Source organism: Streptomyces polyasparticus (assembly GCF_014493765.1).
GTDB classification, from domain to species: Bacteria; Actinomycetota; Actinomycetes; order Streptomycetales; family Streptomycetaceae; genus Streptomyces; species Streptomyces polyasparticus.
In genome coordinates, this window is the sequence record NZ_JACTVJ010000010.1 from 15169 (window position 1) to 36321 (window position 21153).

Consider the following 21153-nt stretch of genomic DNA (forward strand, 5'->3'; position numbering starts at 1 on the left):
GAGGGTTGTTCGTGTCACCCCAACTCCCTTGCAGACAAAGCAGAGAGGCGTCCTCGAACATGACCTCTTCCCCCGCCGGCCACCCCGTCTCCGCCGAGTCCGCGTACGCCGCTCCGTACGTCTCCGGCGACCCGTACGCCGACTACCGCGGCAGCGACGCCGACTTCACGCGGCTGACCGATCTGGCCGATCGCCGGCTCGGAGCGGGTGTTGTCGCGGCCGACGACGAGTTCTTCGCGGAGCGCGAGAACCTTCTCGCCCGCACCCCCGCCGTCTTCGACGTCCACGACTACGGCCACAAGGGCAAGGTCATGGACGGCTGGGAGACGCGCCGTCGCCGCGGGTCCGATGCCCACCACCCGTTCCCGGCGGGCGACGACCACGACTGGGCCCTGATCCGCCTCGGCGCCCCCGGGGTCATCCGCGGCATCATCGTGGACACCGCCCACTTCCGGGGCAACTTCCCCCAGCAGGTCAGCGTCGAGGCCGCCGCGTTCGACGGCACGCCCTCCGTCGCCGAACGCCTGGAGAACGACGGCGCGTGGGAGGTCATCCTGCCCCGCACCCCCGTCCGCGGCCACGCCGCCAACGCCCTCACCGTCGACTCGGACCGCCGCTGGACGCACCTGCGGATCAACCAGCACCCCGACGGCGGCATCGCCCGCCTCCGCGTCCACGGCGAAGTCGTCCCCGACCCGGCGTGGCTGGATCTGCTCGGCACCTTCGACGTGGCCTGCGTCGCCAACGACGGCAGTGTGACGGACGCGTCGGACGGCTTCTACTCCTCGCCGGGCAACACCATCATGCCGGGACTCTCGCAGAGCAGGACGACGGCTGGGAGACCAGGCGCCGGCGCGACAAGGGCAACGACTGGATCGAGTACCGGCTCGCCGCCCAGAGCGAGATCCGCGCGGTGGAAGTCGACACGGCCAATCTCAAGGGCAACGCCGCAGGCTGGGTGTCCCTGTCGGTGAAGGACGGCGACGCCGCCGACTGGACCGAGGTCCTGCCCAGGACCGCGCTCCAGCCCGACAGTCTGCATCGCCTTCCCCTGACCGTGCCCGCCACCGCCACCCATGCCCGCCTGGACGTCCACCCCGACGGAGGCCTGGCCCGCCTGCGCCTGCACGGCAATCTCACCCAGGCCGGCGCCGCGGCCCTCGCCGCCCGCGTGGCCGGCGCGACGCGACCGGGAAATTGACGGCGGCGGCTCACCGTCCGAAGAGCGGCCGTTCGGAGGCTCTCGCTGTCTCGGCCCGCAGCCGCCGGACCTCGCGGTCGTAGTCGGCCGAGCGGCTGCCGACGGCGGCCGCGAAGGACTCGAGCTGACGGGCGATCGCGTCCAGTCCGTCGGCCACCGTTTCCATATCCTGGGCGAACCCGAGCACCGGGGCGAAGACGACCAGCCTGCTGTTCCACAGCGAGTCGCGTGTGTCGCGGAAGACGTCGGCGGCCCGGTGCACGGTCCGGCCGCGAGTACGGAGATCCTCGGCCATGCCGCTCGGCAGGTCGGCGTACTCGACGGACAGCTGCTCCAGGCGGCCGGTGAGAAGGAACAGCGCCAACTGGTAGCGGGAGTGCTGCCACTTGTAGTGCGCGAAAAAGTCCTGGGTGTCGTATGCCTTGGCGACCGCCTCGTCGACCTCGTGCAGGCGTTGCCGGATCACCTCGGGCGGGTCGTCCTTGCCGGCGGACAGGGCCACCCACGCGTAGAGGAGCGCTCGGCCGGCGTCCGGGGCGCGGAGCCGCGCTCGGGACGCCTCGTAGTCCTTCCGGTACGACTCCAGACTCAGGCCTGTGCCGATCGGGTCCTTCTGGATCTGCGCGAGCGCCGGGAACCGGTCGTCGAACGACTGCCTGTTCGTCGCGAGCTTCTCGCTGAAGTGACTGAAGACGGCGTTGAGGATTCCCGCCTTGATCTCGCCGGCCACGAAGCTCTTCGGATCCTTGATGAAACTCTCGGCATCCAGGACGGCGTTGACGGCGTCGACGGTCCTGGCCAGATCCTTGTCGTCCGGGTGTTCCCGGGCGAGCTCGTTGAGCCGCGTCGTCGCCTGGCTCATCAGGGCACCAGTGGCTCCTGCGTGGGCTTGGCCGATCAGTTCGACGGAGCCGGGACTGCCGCGCGGAATCCCGGCGGACTCCGGTGGCGTGGCGCCGGGCCGCTTGGCCGAGGCCGGTTCGGGCGCTGCGGGCGGCTTGACCGCAGACGTGAGGGGTTTCGTGGCAGGCGCGAGGGTCTTCTCGGCGGGCGCGGCGCGGGTGGCGGGAGTCGTGGAAGTGGCGGAAGTGGCGGAAGCCGCGGAAGCAGGGGGAGTCGCGGGCGTCGTGGTCGGGGCCGGTGACGTCGGTGGCCCCGACGGCCCTGGTGCGAGCATCTCGCCCTGGATCATGCGCGGTTCGTAGCGGTACGCCGCACCGCCCGGCGTCTCGGAGACCGGGTCGGGAGCAGGCCGTGCCGAGAGGGTGGCGGCGGTCCGTGCCGTCCACTTCGGACCGGCGGTCCGGCCTTCCTGAGCCGTGGGCGCCCAGACCTCGTAGGACGAAAGGCGAAGATCGGTGGCGAGGTACCGCAGCCGGGCCTGGCACCCCTCGCACGCGAGCTGGTCGACCGCGACGATCAATTTCCCGCCCGTGAAGTTCCGCCCGGCCAGCCGGAGCCGGAGCCCGGCCACGGCCTGGGCCTCGGCGTGCGGCTGGGAGCTGCATGCGTACTGGGCCAGCACGAAGGCGACCTGCCGGCCCTGTGCGTCGATCAACTGGACGGCGGCATTGGTCTGGTAGCCGGGACCGGCTGCCTTCCCCCTGACGCCCTTGACCAGCGCTGAGTCGGGGATGGGCTGTGCCTCACCCTCGGGGGTCCGCCTGGCAACACCGAAGTGCCGCTGGTCGACCACCAACCGCACCATGCTCTCCGGCGTAGGGCTCTCGCCGACCGACTGCTGTCCGGCCGACGGCTCCCCGACCGACTGCTGTCCGGGCGACTGCTCCCCGGTCGGCCGCGACACCGAAGGTGCGGTGCGGCCGAGGTGCGCCGCCGCCCGTACCGCTGCGGCGAGGCGTGCCTGCAGCTCGCTGCGGCGGGCAGCCAGAGTCGCCAGTTCGTCCGGCGAGAGGTGCACCGGAGCCGCCGCCTGCCGCTCCAGAGCGTGCAGTTGCCGCCGCAGCTCCACGGGATCGTCGTCGGCCTGCATCGGACCGCTCTCCACGCGCCCGGTGACGGGGCCCGCTCGGCCGGCGGCCGCCTCGTGGGCCTCGGTCTCCGCGCCGGCTCGCCCCTGACGTGTCCCAGGCCGGCCGGACTGCTGGACGACATGCGCGAGTTCATGTGCCAGCAATCGCCGACCGGCCGCGCTCTGCGGGGCGTAGTGACCGGCACCGAAGACGATGTCCCGTCCCGAAGTGAAGGCACGGGCTCCGGCGGCAGCGGCGGATTCGTGGGCCGCGGAGTCGGTGTGCACCCGTACGGCACTGAAGTCGTACTGCAGCCGCCCCTCCATCACCCTGCGCACCCCGGTGTCGACAGGCGTGCCGCCGGACGGGATCACCGGCTCGTACCGCCGCGTCTCGCTCGCACGGTGTACCCGGCTCTTCATGAGCAGCAGGGTCTGCCGCATCCGTCACCACGCCGTCACTCGCCTGTCACGCGCAGCCTTTTCGTCGAGGGCGGGCGGTCGGCCAGGGCTCCCGCAGGAGCCGCCGGGCCCTCCTCTGCTCGTGCCCATGTGCCCGTCCATGGGGGCGTTGCCGACCGCTGTGTGCTCAGTCGCCCACGGGATTCTCCTGCCGCGTGGGCGCAACGGTGGTGATCCACTCCTTGATACGAGCGCTGAGGCCGTCGCTGTGCCGGACCCAACGGAAGTGGTCCAACGGCCGGCCCCCGGCGAGCGCCTCCGCATAGTGCCACCGGCTCACCTGCGCGGCCGGAACCTTCCGCAGCAGATGGTCCGTTGCGCCGGGCGGTGCCAGCGTGTCGTTCTCCACGCCGACGGCGAGGACGGGAAGCGTCAGCCGGGCGAGTGCCGCTTCGTAGTCGATCGCGCTGCCCCGCACGGTGTAGTGGCCGGTGCGCGCCTGCCGCGCCCAGTCGCGCATCACACCGGTGCTCTGGGTGCCGCCGAAGCCGAACCGTGTACCGGGCCAGTAGCCGAACACCGTGGCGAGGGCGGCCAAGAGCTGGCTGCCGACCAGGTTGCGGAGTCCTCGCAGCGGGCCGAACCCGCGCCACCACACCGAGCCGGCCGCGGTGAGCACGACTGCGTGTACGCCGGTGAGGGCCGTTGCGCTGCTGAGCAGCGCGATCTGGCCGCCGAGGCTGTGCCCGACGAGGATCACGGGGGAGGCAGGGAAGGCCGAGGACACCGCGCGGACGACCGCGGGCAGGTCGTCGTGGACGAGCTCCCGGTATCCGCACGCAATTCCGCGGCCGGCCGCCGGGGTGCTCTCGCCCTGACCGCGGAGGTCCGCGACCGCCACATGCAGACCGGTCCGGTGCAGCCCACGGGCGAACGGGGCGTAGTACTTGGCCTGCACCCCCATCGCCGGCAGCACGAGCACCGCCGGCGCGTCGGGCTGCTCCGCGCGCCGGAGCCGGACCACGAGCTCCGCGTCACCTGACGTCCGGACCCGGAAATGCTCCTCGGCGGTGTCGTCCCGCCGCTCATCCGTCATGGTCGTGTACGTCCTCTCGTTGCATCGCATGGGTGCTCGAGGTGGCAGTCATGAGCGCTCCGGCCCCACATGGGCGTCCAGAGCCGCCGTGATGAGCTCGTCGCACCGAGGGTCGCCGGACCGGCTCTCCAACGGCACGGCTCCGAGGGCGACTTGGAGGCTGCCCCAGGTCCACAGCTGGGCGATCCCGTGGAGGTTCGACCACAGGGCGGCGGCGGTCACCGCGGGCGCGGGCGCCGCCTCGTCCGATGCCTCCGAACGGCACTGGGCGACGAGCTCGACGATGTGCTCGAACAACGGGAGGGCCGACTCGCGCAGCCTCGGCAGTTCCGATGCCGAGGCTGCGCTGTCGAGCAGATCTTGCCGGAACATCAGCTCGAACATGCCGCGGCGCTCCAGCGCATACCGCACGTACGCGTGCGCCACGGCGTGCAGCCGGCCGCGTGGGGCTGTCGTACCGGCGGCCGCGGCCTCGAACCGGGCGCCGAGGTCAGCGAAACCACGACGGGCGACGGCCGACAGCAGCGCGGCGTGCGTGGGGAAGTAGCGCCGGGGTGCTCCGTGCGACACCCCGGCGCGGCGGGCGATCTCCCGCAGGCCCACGGAGGCGGAGCCCTCGGTCAGCACCAGGTCGACCCCCGCGTCGATCAACCGCTCGCGAAGCGCGGCCTGTTGATTCATGGACAGTGTCTACTCCCTGGAGTAGACACTGTCTACAGGGACGAGTGTCCAAGTTCCCGGTCTGCGGGTTCAAGCGCCCAAGTTCCCGATCAGCGCACGGACTTCCGTACGCTCACCGCGGCGAGCAGAGCCCCGATCACGCACAGCGCGCCGGCGGTGAGGACCGCGGAGTGGACGCCGTTCATGAACGCCTGGTGACTGCCGTGCACCACGGCCTCCTTGAGCTGTCGCGGCATGTCGCCGGAGACCGGCGCGATGCCCATGGCGACCGCGTCCTTCGCCTCGGACAGGCTCTCGGCCATCCGCGCGGGGACCTGGGCGGTTGTCAATTCCCCGGGCAGGGTGGAGCCGACGCGGCTGCTGATCAGCGAGACGAGGACGGATGTGCCCAGCGCCCCGCCGATCTGCAGCGCCGTCGCCTGGAGGCCGCCGGCCACGCCACCGTCCTCGACGGGCGCGTTGCCGACGATGGCGTCGGAGGAGGAGGCCATGACCATGCCTACGCCCAGACCGAGAGCGACGAAGGGCGGCCACATCACGACAGAGGACGAGTCGGTGTCCCAGGCGAGCATGGCGAAACAGGCGACGGCCTGGAGCGCCATGCCGAGAGGCATGGTCAGCCGCGGCCCGTGGCGGTCCGTGAGCGCAGCGCCCAGCGGGGAGGCGACGACCGAGGCCAGGCTCAGCGGCAGGGTCCGCACGCCGGCCTCGACGGGGCTGAGTCCCCGTACGTTCTGCAGGTAGATCATGACGAAGAAGATCACGCCGAGCAGGACGAAGAAGTTGAGCGCCGTGATGAAGGTGCCGATGGTCAGCGCGCGGTTGCGGAACAGACGCATGGGCAGCAAGGGCGAGGCGACGCGGGACTCCCACCAGCCGAAGAGCAGCAGGACGACCAGGCCCGCACCGATCGAGCTGAGCGTCCCGGCCGAAGTCCAGCCCCAGGTCTCGCCCTTGACGACACCGAAGACGACGGCGAGCAGTCCCAGAGCGAGGAGGACGACACCGAGCAGGTCGAACTTCTCGTGTGCGGCATCGGCGTTCTTGCTCTGCGGCAGGACGAGGGCGCTGAAGACGAGCGCGACGATCCCGATGGGTGCGTTGATGTAGAAGACGGACTCCCAGTTGACGTGCTCGACGAGCAGACCGCCGACGATGGGGCCGAGTGCCGTGGAGACCGAGGAGACCATGGCCCAGATGCCGACCGCCATACCGAACTTCCTCGGCGGGAACACGGCACGCAGCAGGGCGAGGGTGTTGGGCATCAACAGGGCGCCGAAGAAGCCCTGTACGGCCCGGAAGGCGATGACGCCCTCGATCGATCCGGCCAGGCCGATGGCCACGGAGGAGAGGGTGAAACCGGCCACGCCGACGAGGTAGAAGGTACGCCGGCCGAACCGGTCGCCGAGCTTGCCGCCGAGGATCAGGGCCGCCGCGAGGGCCAGCAGGTAGGAGTTGGTGACCCACTGCAGATCGGTGGTGGAGGCGCCCAGGTCCCGGCCGATCTCGGGATTGGCGATCGAGACGACCGAGCCGTCGAGGCCGACCATGAACAGTCCGAAGGCGACCGCGGCCAGGGTCAGCCAGGGATTGGCCCGTACGCCGCGCTGTCGGTGAGCGGCGGGTGCGGGCGTCGGCGGGGCGGAGGAAGGTGCGAGGGCGGGCATGAGTGTGCTTCTTGTCCTTACGGATGGTGAGTGGGCACGCGGGCGTGCGTGAGCGGCACGCGTGAGTGGCGTGCGCGAGGCGCGTGTGAGCGGTGTGCGTGAGTGGCGTGCGCGAGGCGCGCGTGAAGGGAAGAGCGCGCAGGAACGTGTGAGACAGGTGCGCCGCGGCGCGCGAGCGATCAGTGAGCGGCGCGGCGCAGCTGCTCGCCGAGTGCGTTCAGCGCACCCAACGCGGAGCCGATGGCGTCCAGTTCACCTTCGGTGAGGGAGCGGAGCGCCCGCGCCACATGGTTGCCCATCAACTGCTCGACCTCGGCGATCTCCCGCTGCGCGGTCGAGGTGAGGTGCAGATGCGCGACGCGCTTGTCGGTGGCGTCCTGGCGGCGCTCGAGCAGCCCGAGGCCGGTCAGCTGCCGTACGAGTGCGCTGACGTTGTTCGGCTTCATCAGGAGTGCATCGGCGGCCTCGCGCACGGTGACTCCGTCGTGGGCCTCGACATGCCGCAGCAAGGCGAGCTGAGCCTCGGACGGCTTCGGACGCGTGAACTCGCGGTCCACCTGCCGCTCGACTGCCCGCGACAGCGCAGGGAGACACATGGCGAGCGCCGCGGCCACCTGGTCCACATCCCGTACGGATGCGCTGTTCTCGGGCATGCCGCCAGAGTAGCTATGCACGAATAGCTATGTCAACATACTCATTGCTCGTCATTCAGCCGCGCGTACATGAACATGTCGCGGCGTTCGTTCCCCACCTGTTGCCATCCGCGCAGCAGGCCCTCACGTTGGAACCCCGAACGCTCCGCTGTGCGCACGGAGGCCGTGTTCCACGGTTCCACCCACAGTTCGAGCCGGGGAATCCGCAGATCACGCAAGGCCCAGCCGACCACGGCGTCGACGGCGGCAGCGGCGGCGCCTTGTCCACGCGCCGACTTGACGACCCAGTAGCCCAGCGACGCACGGCCCTCGTCGAGGTCCTTCAGCCACAGCCCCACCTGGCCGACCGGCCGGCCGTCAGAGGTCACGATGACGAACGTGTACCCAGCCCTCGTGGTCGCCCTGCTCCACTGCCGTTCGATGAACGCGATGCCTGCCGGCTCGGAATAGGGCGACGGCACCGTGGTGATCAACGGAATGTGGTCGTCTTCCGACGCCTCACGGACAAGCGGCAGGTCCGCAAGGCGCCAAGGCCGAAGCGTGAATCCACCACCAGCGGCGAGTTCGGGCACGTCAAGAGGTTGCTCCATCCGCTCATCCTGCCGTGGTTTTGGACCGGTCCGCACCTGCGCTCGGCGACCACCAACCGCTCTTGGAACCGATCGGCCGACGCTGTCGCCGATGGGGATCCGCTCACGCGTCGGGATGCGCCCGCTGCCATGCCTCGACGACGGCGCTGGGGATGCGTCCGCGGTCGGGCAGGTTGTAGCCGTTGGCCCGGGCCCACTCCCTGACCTCGCGCAAGTTCATCGAGCGGTGGCCGGAAGCCGGACCGGGTGTCGTGCCGGACGGGGGAGTGCGGTGTGTCCGTGGAGTGAACCCGGCGCCGTGCTCGAGCAGGTCTGCCGGGAACTGGGGGACGGCCGCGGTCCCGTTCAGTACGGCGAGGAGGAACTCGGCGAGTCCGCCATCGAAGGGGAACCACTCGCGTTCCAGGCGGGAGTTGACGGCGACGGTCCAGTCCTCGGGGCAGTCGGAGGGCTGGGCGACCCAGAACAGGTAGTCGCCGTTGCCGGTGACCGCCATGACGAGAAGCTGCTCCGCCGGCCCGGGCAGTGGCCCGGGGCGCGGGTCTGCCCGCCGGGCCTGTGAGATCCACTCCCGCAGCCGCGCGGGGAGCGGGCCCGTCAGATCCGTGGATTCATGCGGGGCGCCAGGGAGGAAGAGGGTGAGGAAGTCACAGAACGATCCCGGTCCGTAGGCGGCGACGAGCTCCTTGTAGTCCGTGGGCAGGCCCATGCCCAGGGTGTCTTCGACTCCTGACCAGTCGGGCGCAGTGGGGGTGCTGGTCGGGGACGGGCACAGGGTTGCCAGGTCGGCGAAGGCCGTCATCAGCTTCCTCGGCTAGGGGAGGGGGCCACTACAGCACCCCACACACCGAAGCCCGGGAGCTGCCCCCACGCAACCCCCGGGCCCCGGCCGACCCGCCCCCTACAGGGACAGGCCCGCCCCATACGGAAAGACCGGGTTCTCCGTGTCGTTGGGTACGTCCGGGCGCGAGGCGCGGACCGCGTCCATCGAGCGGGGGAGTTCGAAGGGCAGGCGGCCCTCCGGCTTCGCGCGGGCGAAGGCCACGTCCAGGAGCGCGGCGTCGCTCGCGCCGAAGTCCGCGACGAGGGCCGCGGCCCGCTCGGCGATCTCCGGGATGACCGCCGCCCGCTCCAGGTTGATGCAGACGATCGTCGGGACCGCGTCCAACAGGTCGAGGATCGGCTTCAGTTCATCGGGCGTGAACGCGAGCGTGCCCGAGTGGAAGAACGACTCGAACGTGTTCTCGCGCGGCTCGTACGGCGTCCGCAGCCGCAGCACCGCCAGGTCGGCCTGTGCGGGCTCGGCCACGACTTCGCCGTACTCCGCGGCGACGGCGGCGTCCACGTTCTGCACGTACAGCTTCCGCTTGCCCGAAACCGGCAGAGTGCGCGCGGAGTTGGTGAGCAGCGTGAGCGAGCGGCGCTGGGCCCGCTCGCCCGCCTCCGCGAAGTCGGCGCGGCCGACCGTCTCGGCGGCGAGCTGCTCGTCGACGTACGGGTCGTCGAAGAGGCCGAGGACGAACTTCTCGCGCAGGATGCGGCGCAGCGACTGGTCCAGGCGGTACTCCGGTATGCGGCCCGACTCGACCAGCTCGATGATCAGGTCCGTGCGCGCCTCGCCGCCGAACTGGTCGCAGCCGGCGTCCAGGACACGGGCCGCACGCTCCAGCTCGGTGAGGGACTCGAGGCCCCAGGCGCGGGCCTCGTGCATCTCGCCGAAGATCTCGGCGTCGGTGATCAGTCCCCAGTCGGTGCAGACGATGCCGTCGAAGCCGAGCTTGTCCCTCAACAGACCCTGCACCACACCCTTGTTGAGGCCGAAGCCGACCTCTTCCCAGTCGGTGCCGATGGGCTGTCCGTAGTACGGCATCATCTGGGCGCAGCCGGCCGCGATGGCCGCCTTGAAGGGTTCGAGGTGCAGATCGCGCATGCCACCGGGGTAGATCTGCTCCTTGCCGTGCGCGAAATGCGGGTCCTCGCCGTCCTTCTGTGGGCCGCCGCCCGGGAAGTGCTTGACCATCGCCGAGACCGAGTCGCGACCCAGCTCGTCGCCCTGCAGACCGCGGATGTACGCGCGGACCAGCTCGGAGGTCAGAGCGGCGTCCGATCCGAACGTGCCGTTCTGGCGGGACCAGCGAGGCTCGGTGGCCAGGTCGATCTGCGGGTGCAGCGCGACACGGAAGCCCACGGCCAGGTACTCGCGGCGGACCGTGTCGGCGTACTCATACACCAGTTGGGGATCGCGGAGCGCGGCGAGGCCGAGCGGTTCGGGCCAGGCGGAGAACGCGCCGGCGTTGAACGACGCGCCGATGTTGTCGGTGAACGCGTGCCGCGGGTCCGTCGAGAGCGTGACGGGGATGCCGAGGCGGGTGTCGGCGGCCATCTGCTGCAGCGTGTTCTGCCAGCGGGCCATGGCGGCCGGTTCGTACGTGCCCATGAGGTTGAAGTGGGTCATGTACTGGGCCTGCAGCATGCCGCTCGTGTCCAGCGGCACCATGCTCGCGTCGCCCTTCTCGACCGTGGAGCCGTCCGGCTGCATGGCGAGCATGGTGTGGAAGAGCTGGCCGGCCTTCTCCGCGAGCGTCATACGGGCCAGGAGGTCCTCCACCCGCTGTGCCACCGGGAGTTCGGCGTTCTGGTAGGGGTGGCCTTCGTTGCGAACCGTGAACTTCATTGCCTGTGGCCTCACTTGACGGAGCGGATGAACTGGACGGCGAACGCGCCGAGTGCGCACGCGATGCCGCCGAAGAGGAAGAGCGCGCCGTAGTTGCCGCCTCCGCCGAGGCCGAGGATCGCCGGGGCGATGATCGGCACCAGGGACTGCGGGAGCGCATTGCCGATGTTCAGAACGCCCATGTCCTTCGCGGCCTGTTCGGGGTCGGGCAGCACGGCCGCGGCGAGCGCCACGTCGACCGAGAGGTACAGGCCCTCGCCGAAGCCGAAGACCACCAGAGCCAGGAGGAACATCGGGAAGGAGTGGGCGAAGGCGATCAGGGCCAGGCCCGCGCCGAGCACCAGCGAGGCGCCGAGCACATACGGCTTGCGGCGTCCGGAGCGGTCGGACAGCTGTCCGCCGAGCAGCGAACCCGCGACGACCGCGACCACCATGACGAGGGTGCCGAGGAACAGCTTGTTCGCGACCTCGTCGCCGTCGTAGCCGAGACGGTCCATGAGGAAGTACGCCTGGTACGAGGTCACACAGGAGATGCCGACGAAGACCAGGAAGCGGCCGGCGAAGTTCCAGGCGAAGTCGGGGTGCTTGCGCGGGGAGACCCAGAAGCTGCGGCCGAACTCCTTCACGGAGTACGGGGCGAACGCGCCAGGCGCGGCCGGACGGTCCTTCATCACCACGCACAGGGTCACCACGCCCGCGAGGCCGAGCAGCCCGGGCACGAGGAAGGCGAGGGCGAGCTGGGAGCTGAAGGCGTTGGCGAGTCCGGTGCCCGCGATCATCGAGAGGGAGGTCATCATGCCGACGACTCCGGAGACGCGGGCCCGCTGATGCTCGGGTACGAAGTCGGGGATGCCGGCGGTGACCGCGGTCAGGGCCGCGTTGCCGCCGATCTGGGCCAGCGTCCAGCCGGCCATCAGGGTGAGCACACTGCCGCCGAGCGCGATGACCAGCAGACCCGCGAAGGCGGCCAGCATGCCGCCGATCAGCCAGGGCCGTCGGCGACCGAACCGCGAGGTGGTGCGGTCGGACAGGCCGCCGACGACAGGGTTCGCGATTATCGCGAGCACCGCGCCGAGCGAGAGGACCTGGCCGAGCGCGGCCCCGCGGTCGGCCTCGGGCACGATCTGGGCCACCCGCAGCGCGAGGGTCACCATCACCGGAGTGAGCAGGGTGACCATGACGCCGAACTGGGCGAAGGCGAGGCCGAATATGAGCCTGCCGGGAGCACTCGCGAGGGGAGCGGACGGTGTGCCTCTGTCCGGGTCCTGCACCGCGGTGTCGTGGATGACAGCCATGACGGCTCTCCTGAGGGACGGGGGACGGCTTCCTTGCCGGCCTGCGTGGCCAGCGTAAATGCAAAAACCGAGTGGGTAGTAGGTTTTTTGGGAGTGGCGTGGATCACAGCGTCGAAAGCCCCCGGCACGCCGATTACAGTGACGGCCATGGAGCGGAATGAGGGTCGGAAGTCCCGTACGAAATCGGCCAAGGGGACCTACGCCGTCGGCGACGAACGGCGCGCGAAGATCCTCGGCGTGGCCGTCGAGCACTACGCGCAGTGGGGCTTCCATGCCTCTTCGCTCGCGCGCATCGCCAAGGACGTCGGCATCACTCAAGGCGGTCTGCTGCACCACTTCCGTTCCAAGGAGGACCTGCTCGTCTCCGTCCTGGAGCACACCGACCGGCAGGACGTGGAGCGGTTCTTCGCGAAGGAAGTCGACGGTGTGGCGCAGCTCTTCCGGACGCTCGCGGACCTGGCGGCGTACAACGCGGCGAGGCCCGGCCGCACCCAGATGTTCAACATGCTCGCGGCGGAAGCGGGCCAGGTCGGACACCCTGCGCACACGTACTTCGCCGACCGCTACCGCATGGTCATCGAGAAGACGGCCGGCGCGCTCCGTACCGACGTCGAGCGCGGAGCCCTGAAGCCGGACACCGACTGCGAGGCCCTTGCCGCGGAGATCGCCGCCGTCATGGACGGACTCCAGCTGCAGTGGGCCCTCGCCCCGAAGTCGGTCGACATGCCCGCCCGGCTGTACGCCTATGCGGACCGCCTGGTGCGGTCGATCACCGTCGACGGGTCGGGGCTGCCGGAGCGTGTGGCGGGGGCGGCGGGCGCGGTGGGCGCGTAACCGGACGCGAGGGGGCCCTTGTTCGCCGTCGGGCGGTCCGCTCGGCCGGCGCCGACATCGTTGTTCCGGTCGCCCCGCCTCGCCCCGGTGGCGTCCGTCGAAGCCGTATGAACCATCCCCGGCATCCCTCTTGCATGTTCTATGGCGTACCCCATAAGTTACCGACAGGTAGCCCTTGGTGGGTCGCCTCGACGTCGGAGGGACGGTGGGTGGGTGAGCCCCCGCAAGAGCGACAGCCGGGACCGGATGATCCTCAGCGCCGCTGCCCTGCTGCGCGAATACGGGGCGAGCGCGACCAGCATCGACCGCGTCCTCGCACACAGCGGAGCCCCGCGAGGCTCGGTGTACCACCACTTCCCGGGCGGGCGCGCGCAGCTCATCGACGAAGCGGTGGCGCTGGCCGGGGACTTCATTGCGGGCCTGATCGACGCCGCCATGCAGGCGGACGACCCGGTGCAGGCCGTCGACGCGTTCTTCGTCCTGTGGCGCGACCGCCTCGTGGAAAGCGGCTTCCGGGCCGGCTGCCCGATCGTGGCGGTGGCCGTCGAGACCAACGACGACGCACCCCAACTCGCCCGCTCCGCCGCGGCCGTCTTCGCCCGCTGGCAGGAAGCCCTCGCGGCCCTCTTCCTGCGGCACGGACTCAGCGAGGAACGCAGTCGCAGACTCGGCGCCTTCATCATCGCCGCGGTCGAAGGCGCAGTGATCATGTGCCGGGCCGAGCGGAGCACTGCCCCGATCGAGGCGGCCGCAGCGGAGATCCACGACCTGCTCCTGTACGCCCTGCGCGACCGTCCCGGTGCCGAGCAGTCCGGTCCCCGGCCGTAGCGCGCAGCCGCTCCGACGCTCCACCCCCTCACTTGAACTCCGGCCACATCACTTGAAGGAGTCGCCATGCCCTCGCTCGACTGTCAGGACAACGTCTTCGTCCTCGACCTCGGAGACGGTGAGAACCGCTTCCACCCCGACTGGCTCGCCGCGGTCGGCGCCGCGCTCGACGAGGTGGAGAAGGCCGAGGGCCCGCGTGCCCTGGTCACCGCCGCCACCGGCAGGTTCTACTCCAACGGCCTTGATCTGGACTGGCTGTTCGCGCACGCCGACCAGCACCGGGACTACGTCATCTCCGTCCACGAGCTGTTCGCGCGGATGCTGTCGCTGCCGGTCGTCACGGTGGCCGCACTGCAGGGGCACACCTTCGCCGCCGGCGCGATGTTCTCCCTCGCCCACGACTTCCGCGTCATGCGCGCCGACCGCGGCTTCTGGTGCCTGCCCGAAGCGGACATCAACATCCCCTTCACGCCCGGCATGTCCGCCCTGATCCAGTCCCGCCTTGCGCCGGGGACCGCCCACGAGGCAATGGTCACCGCGCGCCGCTACGGCGGCACCGATGCCGCGGCCGCCGGCATCGTCGACCGGGCCGTCGGCGAGGACGCCGTACGCGCCACCGCGATCGAGATCGCCCAGGCACAGGTGAACAAGGCCGGCGACACCCTCGGCACCATCAAGGCCCGCATGTACGCACCGGCCCTGGCCACCCTGCGCGACACCACCGACCCGCTCGGCTGACCGGCACCACGCGCACGCACCGGCCCCGCCCCGGAGCCTCCGCCCTGGGGCGCGGGCTGCCTCAACCGACCTCCCGTACAAGGAGAGAACGCCGATGACAGCCGACGCCGCCTGGCACAAAAGCGCGTGCATCCTGTGCGAGAACAACTGCGGCATCCAGATCCAGACCGAAGGCCGCCGCTTCATCAAGATCCGCGGCGACAAGGAGCACGTGGCCACCGCCGGTTACACCTGCAACAAGGCCCTGCGTCTGGACCACTACCAAAACGGCGGAGCCCGCCTGACGACGCCGCTGCGCCGCGAGGCCGACGGCAGCTTCACGCCGGTCGACTGGGACACCGCACTCCGCGAGATCGCCGCCCGGCTCAAGGCTGAACGTGACACCCACGGCGGCGCATTCGCCCGGATCACCACCTCGCGCGGCACCGCCCGGGCGGTCGTCGAGATCGACGACCGTCTGCAGCCCGGGCATGCGGTCCTGCCCAACGGCTTCGGCCTCGACCTGCCCACCGGAGACGGCGCGACCGAACGTACCGGAGTCGCCCTGAACACCCTCACCGACCGCACCTGGCGCGATCCGATCGCCGGCACGCCCTGGCACAAACACGTGCCTGCGCGCATCGAGCCCCTTTCCATCTGACCCACCTGACCTTTCAAACCTGACGACGCACGCAGCTCATCGCCGCGGCGCCACCGGCACCACGCAAGGAGAACGACCGTGACCACCACCGACTTCACCGCCATGACCGGCCTGGAACTGATGCGCTGGGTACAGACCGAACGCCCCACCGACATCCCCTCCATCGGCCGCCTGCTCGGCATGCGCTTCGACGAAGTCGACCACGGCCGCATCGTCGTCTCCCTCGACACCCGGCCCGACTTCGCCAACCCCCTCGGCACCGTCCACGGCGGCATCGCGGCCACCCTGCTCGACTCCGCGATGGGCTGCGCCGTGCACACCACGCTCCCCGCCGGCGCCGGCTACACCACCCTCGAACTCAAGGTGAACTACATTCGCGCGGCCCGCACCGACGGCCAGACCTTGACGGCAGAAGGCACCGTGATGCACGCCGGCCGCCGCACCGCCACCGCCGAAGGCAAGGTCCTCGACGAGCAGGGCAAGCTGATCGCCCATGCCACGACGACCTGCATGATTTTCTGAGCCGTACGATCAGGAACGCCCGGCCCGACGCCGTGCTCGCTTCGCCGGCCCGGCCGCGTGGGCTTGTCAGTTGCCTGTGCCGGCATGCTGCCGTGACAGAGATACGTGATCAGCGTCCCGTGGAGGCCACCATCGATCCCCCCGGCCGTGGCGAGGAGTGGATGGTCGCCGACGTCGGCGCCGTCCCGGGGCCCGGCGACCGGGCACGGGGCTTCGAGGAATGGGCGCGCCACTGGCACACCGGCAACGAGTGGTGGAGCTGACGGCGGTGCCCGCAGGGCTACTTCATCCCGGAGATCTTGAACAGCAGATGCGCCGTATCGCTGTCGATCCGCCGGGACAGCTGACGCAGCGCGGTGTCGCCGCAGGTCAGCAGCCCCAACTCGCCGGAGGTGCGGGCGCCTTGGGCGACCAGGGCCCATAGATCCGGGTTCGCTGTCAGGACCTCGGGGTCCACCTCGACGCGCTTCCCGTACAGATCGCGCAGAAGCAGCCGCTGCGAGACCCCGTCGATCCAGCGTACGGAGACGAGGCGGTCCGTACGTACGCGCTTGGTGCGCAGCAGGTTCCGCGATGCGAGCCAGCCGTGGCCCGCCGTGACCCTGGGCGGCAGCAGCACCACGAAGAGGAGCCCGGCCAGGGCCGCCCAGGCGCCGGCGCGCGGCAACGTCAGTCCGCCGTCGGCTCCGTCCACCAACGACAGCAGCGCGAGGAGTGAGCCGGAGCAGAGGGCGGCGTCGCGCAGATCGCCGGACCAGCGGCGATCGTGGACGGCAGGGGTGGAGCGCGCTGCGGGATCCGGAGGTTCCGCGCCGGCTCCGGTGGTTTCGATACGAGATTCCATACGGATGAACGTAGAGACCGGCGAGTCCCGCGCCACGTCCGTTGACGGGGCTCTGATGCCATGACGATCGAACCTTGACGCCCTGATCCGGACGGATCCTCGCTCCCCTCGGGGCACACGCGTCAAGTACGCGTGAAGACCGGGCCCTTCGGCGCGAAGAACGCGCAAGGGACGTACACGACGGCCCGCGAGCGGCCGGAACCTGAGCGGACCTGCCCACAGGCAGCGCGAAGCAGCTGAAGGAGCACGCGCATGTCCGTCCTGACCGCCGTATCCGGTGCCGCCCCCACCGCCGGGGAGCCGCCGGATATCGGTGAACGCCACCGCCTCACCGCCCTCACGGGTCTGGCCGCACTGTCCCTGGACGCCATGGCATCGGTGGCGTACGGGCCCGAGGCGATCGTCCTCGTGCTGGCCGCGGCGGGCGGCCACGGCCTGGGCTTCACACTGCCGGTGACGCTGGCGATCGCCGTGCTGCTCGCGGTCCTGGTCGCCTCGTACCGGCAGGTGATCGCCGCGTTCCCGGACGGCGGCGGCTCCTATGCCGTGGCGAAGCGTCACTTGGGACGGCGTACGAGCCTGGTGGCTGCCGCTTCCCTCGTCCTCGACTACGTGCTCAATGTCGCGGTCGCCGTGACGGCCGGTGTCGCCGCGCTGACCTCCGCCTTCCCAGAGCTGTACGGCGAGCGGCTGTGGCTCTGCCTGGGGGTGCTCGCGCTGATCACCGCGGTCAATCTGCGCGGCATCGTCGAGTCCGCGCGGGTGTTCATCGCCCCGACCGCGGTCTTCGTGGCCGCGATCTTCGCGCTGATAGCCGTCGGTCTGCTCCGGGACGGCCCGGTGTCGACCGAGGCCGCCGCCGGTCACGCCTCCGTCCTCGGGGACGACGCCGCCAGCGTGGGTGCGCTGCTTATGCTCAAGGCCTTCGCCTCGGGCTGTTCGGCACTCACCGGCGTCGAGGCCATCGCGAACGCGGTCCCGTCCTTTCGGGCGCCGCACGCCAAGCGGGCGCAGCGTGCGGAGATCGCGCTCGGCGGTCTGCTGGGGGTGATGCTCATCGGTCTCGCCGTGCTCATCTCCCGCTTCGGCCTGCAGCCGGTCGAGGGCGTCACCGTCCTCGCGCAGCTCGCGGACGCCTCGCTCGGACACAACTGGGCTTTCTACGTGATCCAGTTCGCCACCATGGTCCTGCTCGCACTCTCCGCGAACACGTCCTTCGGCGGCCTGCCCGTGCTCCTGAAGCTGCTCGCCCGCGACAACTACCTGCCGCATGTCTTCGCGTTGAAGGCGGACCGCCAGGTGCACCGCCACGGAGTATTTGCGCTCGCCGGCGTATCGGCGGTGCTGCTCCTGTTCTCCGGCGGCGACACCAACACCCTTGTCCCCCTGTTCGCCATCGGTGTCTTCGTCGGCTTCACCGTCGCCCAGACCGGCATGGTTCTGCACTGGAGCCGCGAGCGAGGCCCCCGCTGGGCCGGCAAGGCCTCCCTCAACGGTCTCGGCGCCCTGCTCACCGGCGTCAGCGCGATCGTCGTAACCGCCACCAAGTTCCACGACGGAGCCTGGCTGATCGTCGTCGCCCTTCCGCTGCTCGTCCTCTCCTTCGAGGCCGTGCACCGGGCGTACGAGGGGATCGGCGAGCGGCTCGGCATCGGCCAGGTCCCCGAAGTCCCGTACCGCGAACGCTCGTTGGTGATCGTCCCGGTCTCCGGGCTGTCGAAGCTCACCTCCGAGGCCCTGAACGCGGCCGTGTCGCTGGGCGACGAGGTACGGGCCGTCACCGTCACCCATCTGGACGCCGAGGACCGCGAGGCCGCCGCCGCGCTGCGCCGGGACTGGGAACTCTGGAACCCGGGCGTCGACCTCGTGGAGCTGACATCCGAGAACCGAACCGTGGGCCGCCCTGTCGCCGCGTACGTCCGCAGGATCCGCGACCAGCGTCCGGGCACCCGCGTCACGGTCCTGATCCCCGAGGTCGAGCCGTCCCGGCTCTGGCAGCGGATGCTGCAGAACCAGCGCGGCGCGGTCGTCGCCCACGCGGTGCGCCGCGACACGGACGCGGCGATCTGCCGCCTGCGCCTCCGGCTTCCGTCCGCCGGCTTCCGCAAGCGTTGAGCCGGCTCGGGAAGGCCCCGTGGGCTCGGAGCGGCCGTCGTACTCGTGTGGGAGGGGTTTCGTTCGGCTTCGCCGGGGTGCACTCATCTTCGCGGCACCGAGAGCGCGGTTGATGGCGGAGATGGTGCCTGCGTTGCCCGATGGTGAGGTGTTCTACAGTCGCCGCATGCGACCAGTGGTGACCGGAGTGGCGACAGCCGGGGCGGCAATCCTGGCTTGGGGTGAGTGGATGAACTGGCGCTGGTCCCGCGCGCTCGTGGGGGACGGAGGCGGAGGCGCCGAGGGCGTGGTCGTGCTGGGATACCGGAACCCGCAGGCGACGGCCAACTTCGTCAACCGCTGGCGCGTGCGTGCGGGACTTCGCTCGGTGACCGCGGACGGCGCGGCCGGCACGCGCGTGATCTTCAGCGGCGGTGCGACCACCAGCAACGGTGCTGCGGAGGCCCAGTTGATGGCCGACTACGCGAAGTCGGTGCTCGGATTCGACGGCGCAGTGATCCTTGAGGAGGAGAGCAGGTCGACCTGGGAGAACATCACGAACGTGATCCCGCTGCTCGAAGACGTGGACCGCATCAAGATCGTGTCGCAGCCGGCGCATGCGCTCAAGGCCCGCGCGTACTTGCGGCGGCAGCGCCCTGATCTGGCCGAGCGGCTCGTGCGCGCGGATGACTACCACCTGGGCGAGTGGCTGTTCGCCAAACCCCTGCTGGCTCTGTACGGGCTGGTGACACTCCGCGGGCTCACCGCCGATGAACGGAAGACGTCGCCGGGCGGGGTGTGAGCCACGGCGGACCGGACGCCGAACTGTCTTATCCCGTACGGAGGTTGGTGGGCCCGGCTGCGGCTACACCCGCCCCGCCCGACCGCGCAAGGCATCCCGCCTCAATCGGGCGGAAACTCGGAAAAGCCTCCCCCTGCCGGGCGGAGCCGCTCCTAGCCTGCCCCTTGGCAGAGCAACAGCAGGATCATGACCAAACCAAGGCGTGACCGATCGTGGGCGGATCAGTGTCGCGGCTCACTCGCGGGTTCCCTGCGGAGCTGACCAGCTTCGTCGACCGGCGTGCGGAGACGGCCGAAGCCAAACGGCTGCTCTCTGCTGCCCGGTTGCTGACCCTGACCGGGCCGGGCGGCGTGGGGAAGTCGCGTCTCGCGGCGCATGTGGCCCGCCAGGTCGCGCGCGTTCCCGGACGGGGTCTGGTGCGCGCCGCTGGCCGGTCTAGAGGACCCCGGTCTCTGCACGCGCGCGGTCCGGTCAGCCTCTGCCTGTCCCTGGACGCCACCTGCCGCCTGCCGCCTGCTCCGCGGCGAGGTCACCGACCGCGGCCGCAACCACCTGCCCGGCCCGCGGGCCACGACCCCCGAGGACGAGACAGGCCGAGGCCTCCACCTCGTCGAGGCGCTGTCCCTGCGCTGGGGCTGCATCCCACAGCCAGGCGGCAAGACCGTCTGGTTCGAACTGCACTGCGCCGACCTCAGCGAGCCACCCGGCCCCTGAGCACCCGGCCCGAGAACGGTCGCGTCCCGCCCGGTGCGCCCAACCGCCGGGACGCGGCTTTGCTTGGCTGGCAGTGATGGCCGTCGGGCCCGGCCACAGTGGGATCCGGAGTGCCGAGGTGATGGTGGCTTCCCTCCTGGGGCAGCAGCCGTTGCGGTCCGGCCATGTTGCGACGCGTCAGAGCGCATCGGATTGCCTTGGCTGCCGCGGTCCTCGCGCTGGGCGGATGCGGCGCCCTGCCCGGCGGCGAGTCACCGGACCCGTATACGAGCGTGATTCCGGCACCTACGTCGGACAGCCGTGGCGGCGGCGAGGAGTTCGTTTTCAGCAGTGGGTCATTCGAGATCGCCGAGCAGGACGACGTGGCGAAGGGGCAGCCGTGCGAGAAGGAGGGCGCGTTCGGTGTCGGTCCGGGGGACGACCGGTTCCGATGCCATGACGCACACTGGGTGCTGCTGGTCTGGGAGCCGCCCGAAGCCGGGAGCAGCTGCCCGGTGGAGGGGCAGCAGTTCTTCCAGCGGAACGAGCCGACTCACCAGTGCCGTGACGGTCGTTGGGAGCAGCTGCCGGGCTGAACCCTTCCGCAGGCCGTGGTCGGCCCCGGAGGACGGCGCGAACTCACAGACCCCGATAGATCAACCAGCCGCCGAGGACGAGCAGTACTGGTGAGCCCAGGATCCACAGGAAGCGGCCGGTGTGCGCCATCGGACCGTGCCTGTTCATGAACTTGGTTGCCACGACTCCGAGGAGGGGCACTCCCACGATGACGATCAATATCCCGACGATCAACTCCATGGAGCGCCTCCGAGGTCCTCGGATCAGCATGTGGGCTGAGCGTAGCGGCGGCGGCCTCAGGTAGCCCCATGGCTCGCGCGGAACTGCGCCTGGGTGGGCTCGCGGCCTGAA

General features: G+C 70.5%; 21 protein-coding genes and 1 pseudogene. 11 read left to right on the forward strand and 11 right to left on the reverse strand.

Going from position 1 to position 21153, the window contains the following annotated elements; translation table 11 throughout:
- Window positions 1-59: 59 nt before the first annotated feature.
- Window positions 60-1201, forward strand: a pseudogene (alc, locus tag H9Y04_RS19430) (allantoicase).
- Window positions 1202-1211: 10 nt separating this feature from the next.
- Here the strand turns inward: alc and H9Y04_RS46180 are convergent.
- The 9 genes from H9Y04_RS46180 to H9Y04_RS19475 form a co-directional block, all read right to left on the reverse strand.
- Complete coding sequence (locus H9Y04_RS46180) at window positions 1212-3596, reverse strand: eCIS core domain-containing protein (RefSeq protein ID WP_236071110.1); 2385 nt, start codon at window positions 3594-3596, stop codon at window positions 1212-1214.
- Window positions 3597-3762: 166 nt separating this feature from the next.
- Window positions 3763-4671 (reverse strand): alpha/beta hydrolase family protein, encoded by a 909-nt coding sequence (locus H9Y04_RS19440; protein WP_187815208.1) that lies wholly within the window; start codon window positions 4669-4671, stop codon window positions 3763-3765.
- 48 nt (window positions 4672-4719) lie between these two features.
- On the reverse strand, window positions 4720-5352 hold the full coding sequence (locus H9Y04_RS19445) for a TetR/AcrR family transcriptional regulator (protein ID WP_187815209.1): 633 nt from the start codon (window positions 5350-5352) through the stop codon (window positions 4720-4722).
- 89 nt (window positions 5353-5441) lie between these two features.
- Entirely contained in the window at window positions 5442-7019 is a 1578-nt protein-coding gene (locus H9Y04_RS19450; RefSeq protein ID WP_187815210.1) for an MFS transporter, read from the reverse strand.
- Window positions 7020-7198: 179 nt separating this feature from the next.
- Window positions 7199-7672: a MarR family winged helix-turn-helix transcriptional regulator gene (locus H9Y04_RS19455; protein ID WP_187815211.1), complete on the reverse strand. Its 474-nt coding sequence runs from the start codon at window positions 7670-7672 to the stop codon at window positions 7199-7201.
- 41 nt (window positions 7673-7713) lie between these two features.
- On the reverse strand, window positions 7714-8244 hold the full coding sequence (locus tag H9Y04_RS19460) for a GNAT family N-acetyltransferase (protein WP_308801037.1): 531 nt from the start codon (window positions 8242-8244) through the stop codon (window positions 7714-7716).
- Between the two features lie 121 nt (window positions 8245-8365).
- A complete protein-coding gene (locus H9Y04_RS19465; RefSeq protein ID WP_236071113.1) occupies window positions 8366-9064 on the reverse strand; it encodes an Lsr2 family DNA-binding protein in 699 nt (232 codons plus the stop codon).
- A gap of 99 nt (window positions 9065-9163) precedes the next feature.
- Window positions 9164-10936 carry a glycoside hydrolase family 3 protein gene (locus H9Y04_RS19470; protein ID WP_187815213.1) on the reverse strand — a complete coding sequence of 591 codons (1773 nt, stop codon included), beginning with the start codon at window positions 10934-10936 and terminating at the stop codon, window positions 9164-9166.
- A gap of 11 nt (window positions 10937-10947) precedes the next feature.
- The gene (locus H9Y04_RS19475; RefSeq protein WP_187815214.1) at window positions 10948-12231 is read right to left on the reverse strand and encodes an MFS transporter; all 1284 of its coding nucleotides are present in this window, start codon (window positions 12229-12231) and stop codon (window positions 10948-10950) included.
- 147 nt (window positions 12232-12378) lie between these two features.
- Here H9Y04_RS19475 and H9Y04_RS19480 point away from each other — a divergent pair, with 147 nt between their 5' ends.
- The 6 genes from H9Y04_RS19480 to H9Y04_RS19505 all read left to right on the forward strand — a co-directional run bounded on the left by H9Y04_RS19480 (window position 12379) and on the right by H9Y04_RS19505 (window position 16056).
- Entirely contained in the window at window positions 12379-13065 is a 687-nt protein-coding gene (locus tag H9Y04_RS19480; RefSeq protein ID WP_187815215.1) for a TetR/AcrR family transcriptional regulator, read from the forward strand.
- Window positions 13066-13278: 213 nt separating this feature from the next.
- Entirely contained in the window at window positions 13279-13893 is a 615-nt protein-coding gene (locus tag H9Y04_RS19485) for a TetR/AcrR family transcriptional regulator (RefSeq protein WP_368858435.1), read from the forward strand.
- Window positions 13894-13959: 66 nt separating this feature from the next.
- Window positions 13960-14631, forward strand: a complete 672-nt coding sequence (locus H9Y04_RS19490) for an enoyl-CoA hydratase-related protein (protein WP_187815216.1) — start codon at window positions 13960-13962, stop codon at window positions 14629-14631.
- Between the two features lie 94 nt (window positions 14632-14725).
- Window positions 14726-15271, forward strand: coding sequence for a molybdopterin dinucleotide binding domain-containing protein (locus tag H9Y04_RS19495; protein ID WP_187815217.1), 546 nt, complete (start codon window positions 14726-14728; stop codon window positions 15269-15271).
- Window positions 15272-15349: 78 nt separating this feature from the next.
- Window positions 15350-15793: a PaaI family thioesterase gene (locus H9Y04_RS19500; RefSeq protein WP_187815218.1), complete on the forward strand. Its 444-nt coding sequence runs from the start codon at window positions 15350-15352 to the stop codon at window positions 15791-15793.
- A 92-nt stretch (window positions 15794-15885) separates the two neighbouring features.
- On the forward strand, window positions 15886-16056 hold the full coding sequence (locus H9Y04_RS19505) for a hypothetical protein (RefSeq protein ID WP_187815219.1): 171 nt from the start codon (window positions 15886-15888) through the stop codon (window positions 16054-16056).
- A gap of 17 nt (window positions 16057-16073) precedes the next feature.
- On the opposite strand, the gene H9Y04_RS19510 is transcribed toward H9Y04_RS19505, so the two are convergent.
- Window positions 16074-16637 (reverse strand): hypothetical protein, encoded by a 564-nt coding sequence (locus tag H9Y04_RS19510; RefSeq protein ID WP_187815220.1) that lies wholly within the window; start codon window positions 16635-16637, stop codon window positions 16074-16076.
- Between the two features lie 252 nt (window positions 16638-16889).
- On the opposite strand from H9Y04_RS19510, the gene H9Y04_RS19515 reads away from it, so the two are divergent.
- The 4 genes from H9Y04_RS19515 (at window position 16890) to H9Y04_RS19530 (ending at window position 20822) form a co-directional block, all read left to right on the forward strand.
- The gene (locus H9Y04_RS19515; protein WP_187815221.1) at window positions 16890-18752 is read left to right on the forward strand and encodes an APC family permease; all 1863 of its coding nucleotides are present in this window, start codon (window positions 16890-16892) and stop codon (window positions 18750-18752) included.
- A gap of 166 nt (window positions 18753-18918) precedes the next feature.
- Window positions 18919-19533, forward strand: coding sequence for a YdcF family protein (locus H9Y04_RS19520; protein ID WP_187815683.1), 615 nt, complete (start codon window positions 18919-18921; stop codon window positions 19531-19533).
- A gap of 375 nt (window positions 19534-19908) precedes the next feature.
- Window positions 19909-20247: an ATP-binding protein gene (locus H9Y04_RS46815; protein ID WP_438818121.1), complete on the forward strand. Its 339-nt coding sequence runs from the start codon at window positions 19909-19911 to the stop codon at window positions 20245-20247.
- Between the two features lie 197 nt (window positions 20248-20444).
- Window positions 20445-20822, forward strand: coding sequence for a hypothetical protein (locus H9Y04_RS19530; protein ID WP_187815222.1), 378 nt, complete (start codon window positions 20445-20447; stop codon window positions 20820-20822).
- Window positions 20823-20865: 43 nt separating this feature from the next.
- Here the strand turns inward: H9Y04_RS19530 and H9Y04_RS19535 are convergent, their stop codons facing one another.
- Window positions 20866-21042, reverse strand: coding sequence for a hypothetical protein (locus H9Y04_RS19535; RefSeq protein WP_187815223.1), 177 nt, complete (start codon window positions 21040-21042; stop codon window positions 20866-20868).
- Window positions 21043-21153: the final 111 nt, after the last annotated feature.

Coding starts and splice junctions, on each gene's coding strand:
- H9Y04_RS46180 (WP_236071110.1), bottom strand. CDS start 3,596: ATGAAGAGCCGGGTACACCGTGCGAGCGAGACGCGGCGGTACGAGCCG.
- H9Y04_RS19440 (WP_187815208.1), bottom strand. CDS start 4,671: ATGACGGATGAGCGGCGGGACGACACCGCCGAGGAGCATTTCCGGGTC.
- H9Y04_RS19445 (WP_187815209.1), bottom strand. CDS start 5,352: ATGAATCAACAGGCCGCGCTTCGCGAGCGGTTGATCGACGCGGGGGTC.
- H9Y04_RS19450 (WP_187815210.1), bottom strand. CDS start 7,019: ATGCCCGCCCTCGCACCTTCCTCCGCCCCGCCGACGCCCGCACCCGCC.
- H9Y04_RS19455 (WP_187815211.1), bottom strand. CDS start 7,672: ATGCCCGAGAACAGCGCATCCGTACGGGATGTGGACCAGGTGGCCGCG.
- H9Y04_RS19465 (WP_236071113.1), bottom strand. CDS start 9,064: ATGACGGCCTTCGCCGACCTGGCAACCCTGTGCCCGTCCCCGACCAGC.
- H9Y04_RS19470 (WP_187815213.1), bottom strand. CDS start 10,936: ATGAAGTTCACGGTTCGCAACGAAGGCCACCCCTACCAGAACGCCGAA.
- H9Y04_RS19475 (WP_187815214.1), bottom strand. CDS start 12,231: ATGGCTGTCATCCACGACACCGCGGTGCAGGACCCGGACAGAGGCACA.
- H9Y04_RS19480 (WP_187815215.1), top strand. CDS start 12,379: ATGGAGCGGAATGAGGGTCGGAAGTCCCGTACGAAATCGGCCAAGGGG.
- H9Y04_RS19490 (WP_187815216.1), top strand. CDS start 13,960: ATGCCCTCGCTCGACTGTCAGGACAACGTCTTCGTCCTCGACCTCGGA.
- H9Y04_RS19495 (WP_187815217.1), top strand. CDS start 14,726: ATGACAGCCGACGCCGCCTGGCACAAAAGCGCGTGCATCCTGTGCGAG.
- H9Y04_RS19510 (WP_187815220.1), bottom strand. CDS start 16,637: ATGGAATCTCGTATCGAAACCACCGGAGCCGGCGCGGAACCTCCGGAT.
- H9Y04_RS19515 (WP_187815221.1), top strand. CDS start 16,890: ATGTCCGTCCTGACCGCCGTATCCGGTGCCGCCCCCACCGCCGGGGAG.
- H9Y04_RS19520 (WP_187815683.1), top strand. CDS start 18,919: ATGCGACCAGTGGTGACCGGAGTGGCGACAGCCGGGGCGGCAATCCTG.
- H9Y04_RS46815 (WP_438818121.1), top strand. CDS start 19,909: ATGTGGCCCGCCAGGTCGCGCGCGTTCCCGGACGGGGTCTGGTGCGCG.
- H9Y04_RS19535 (WP_187815223.1), bottom strand. CDS start 21,042: ATGGAGTTGATCGTCGGGATATTGATCGTCATCGTGGGAGTGCCCCTC.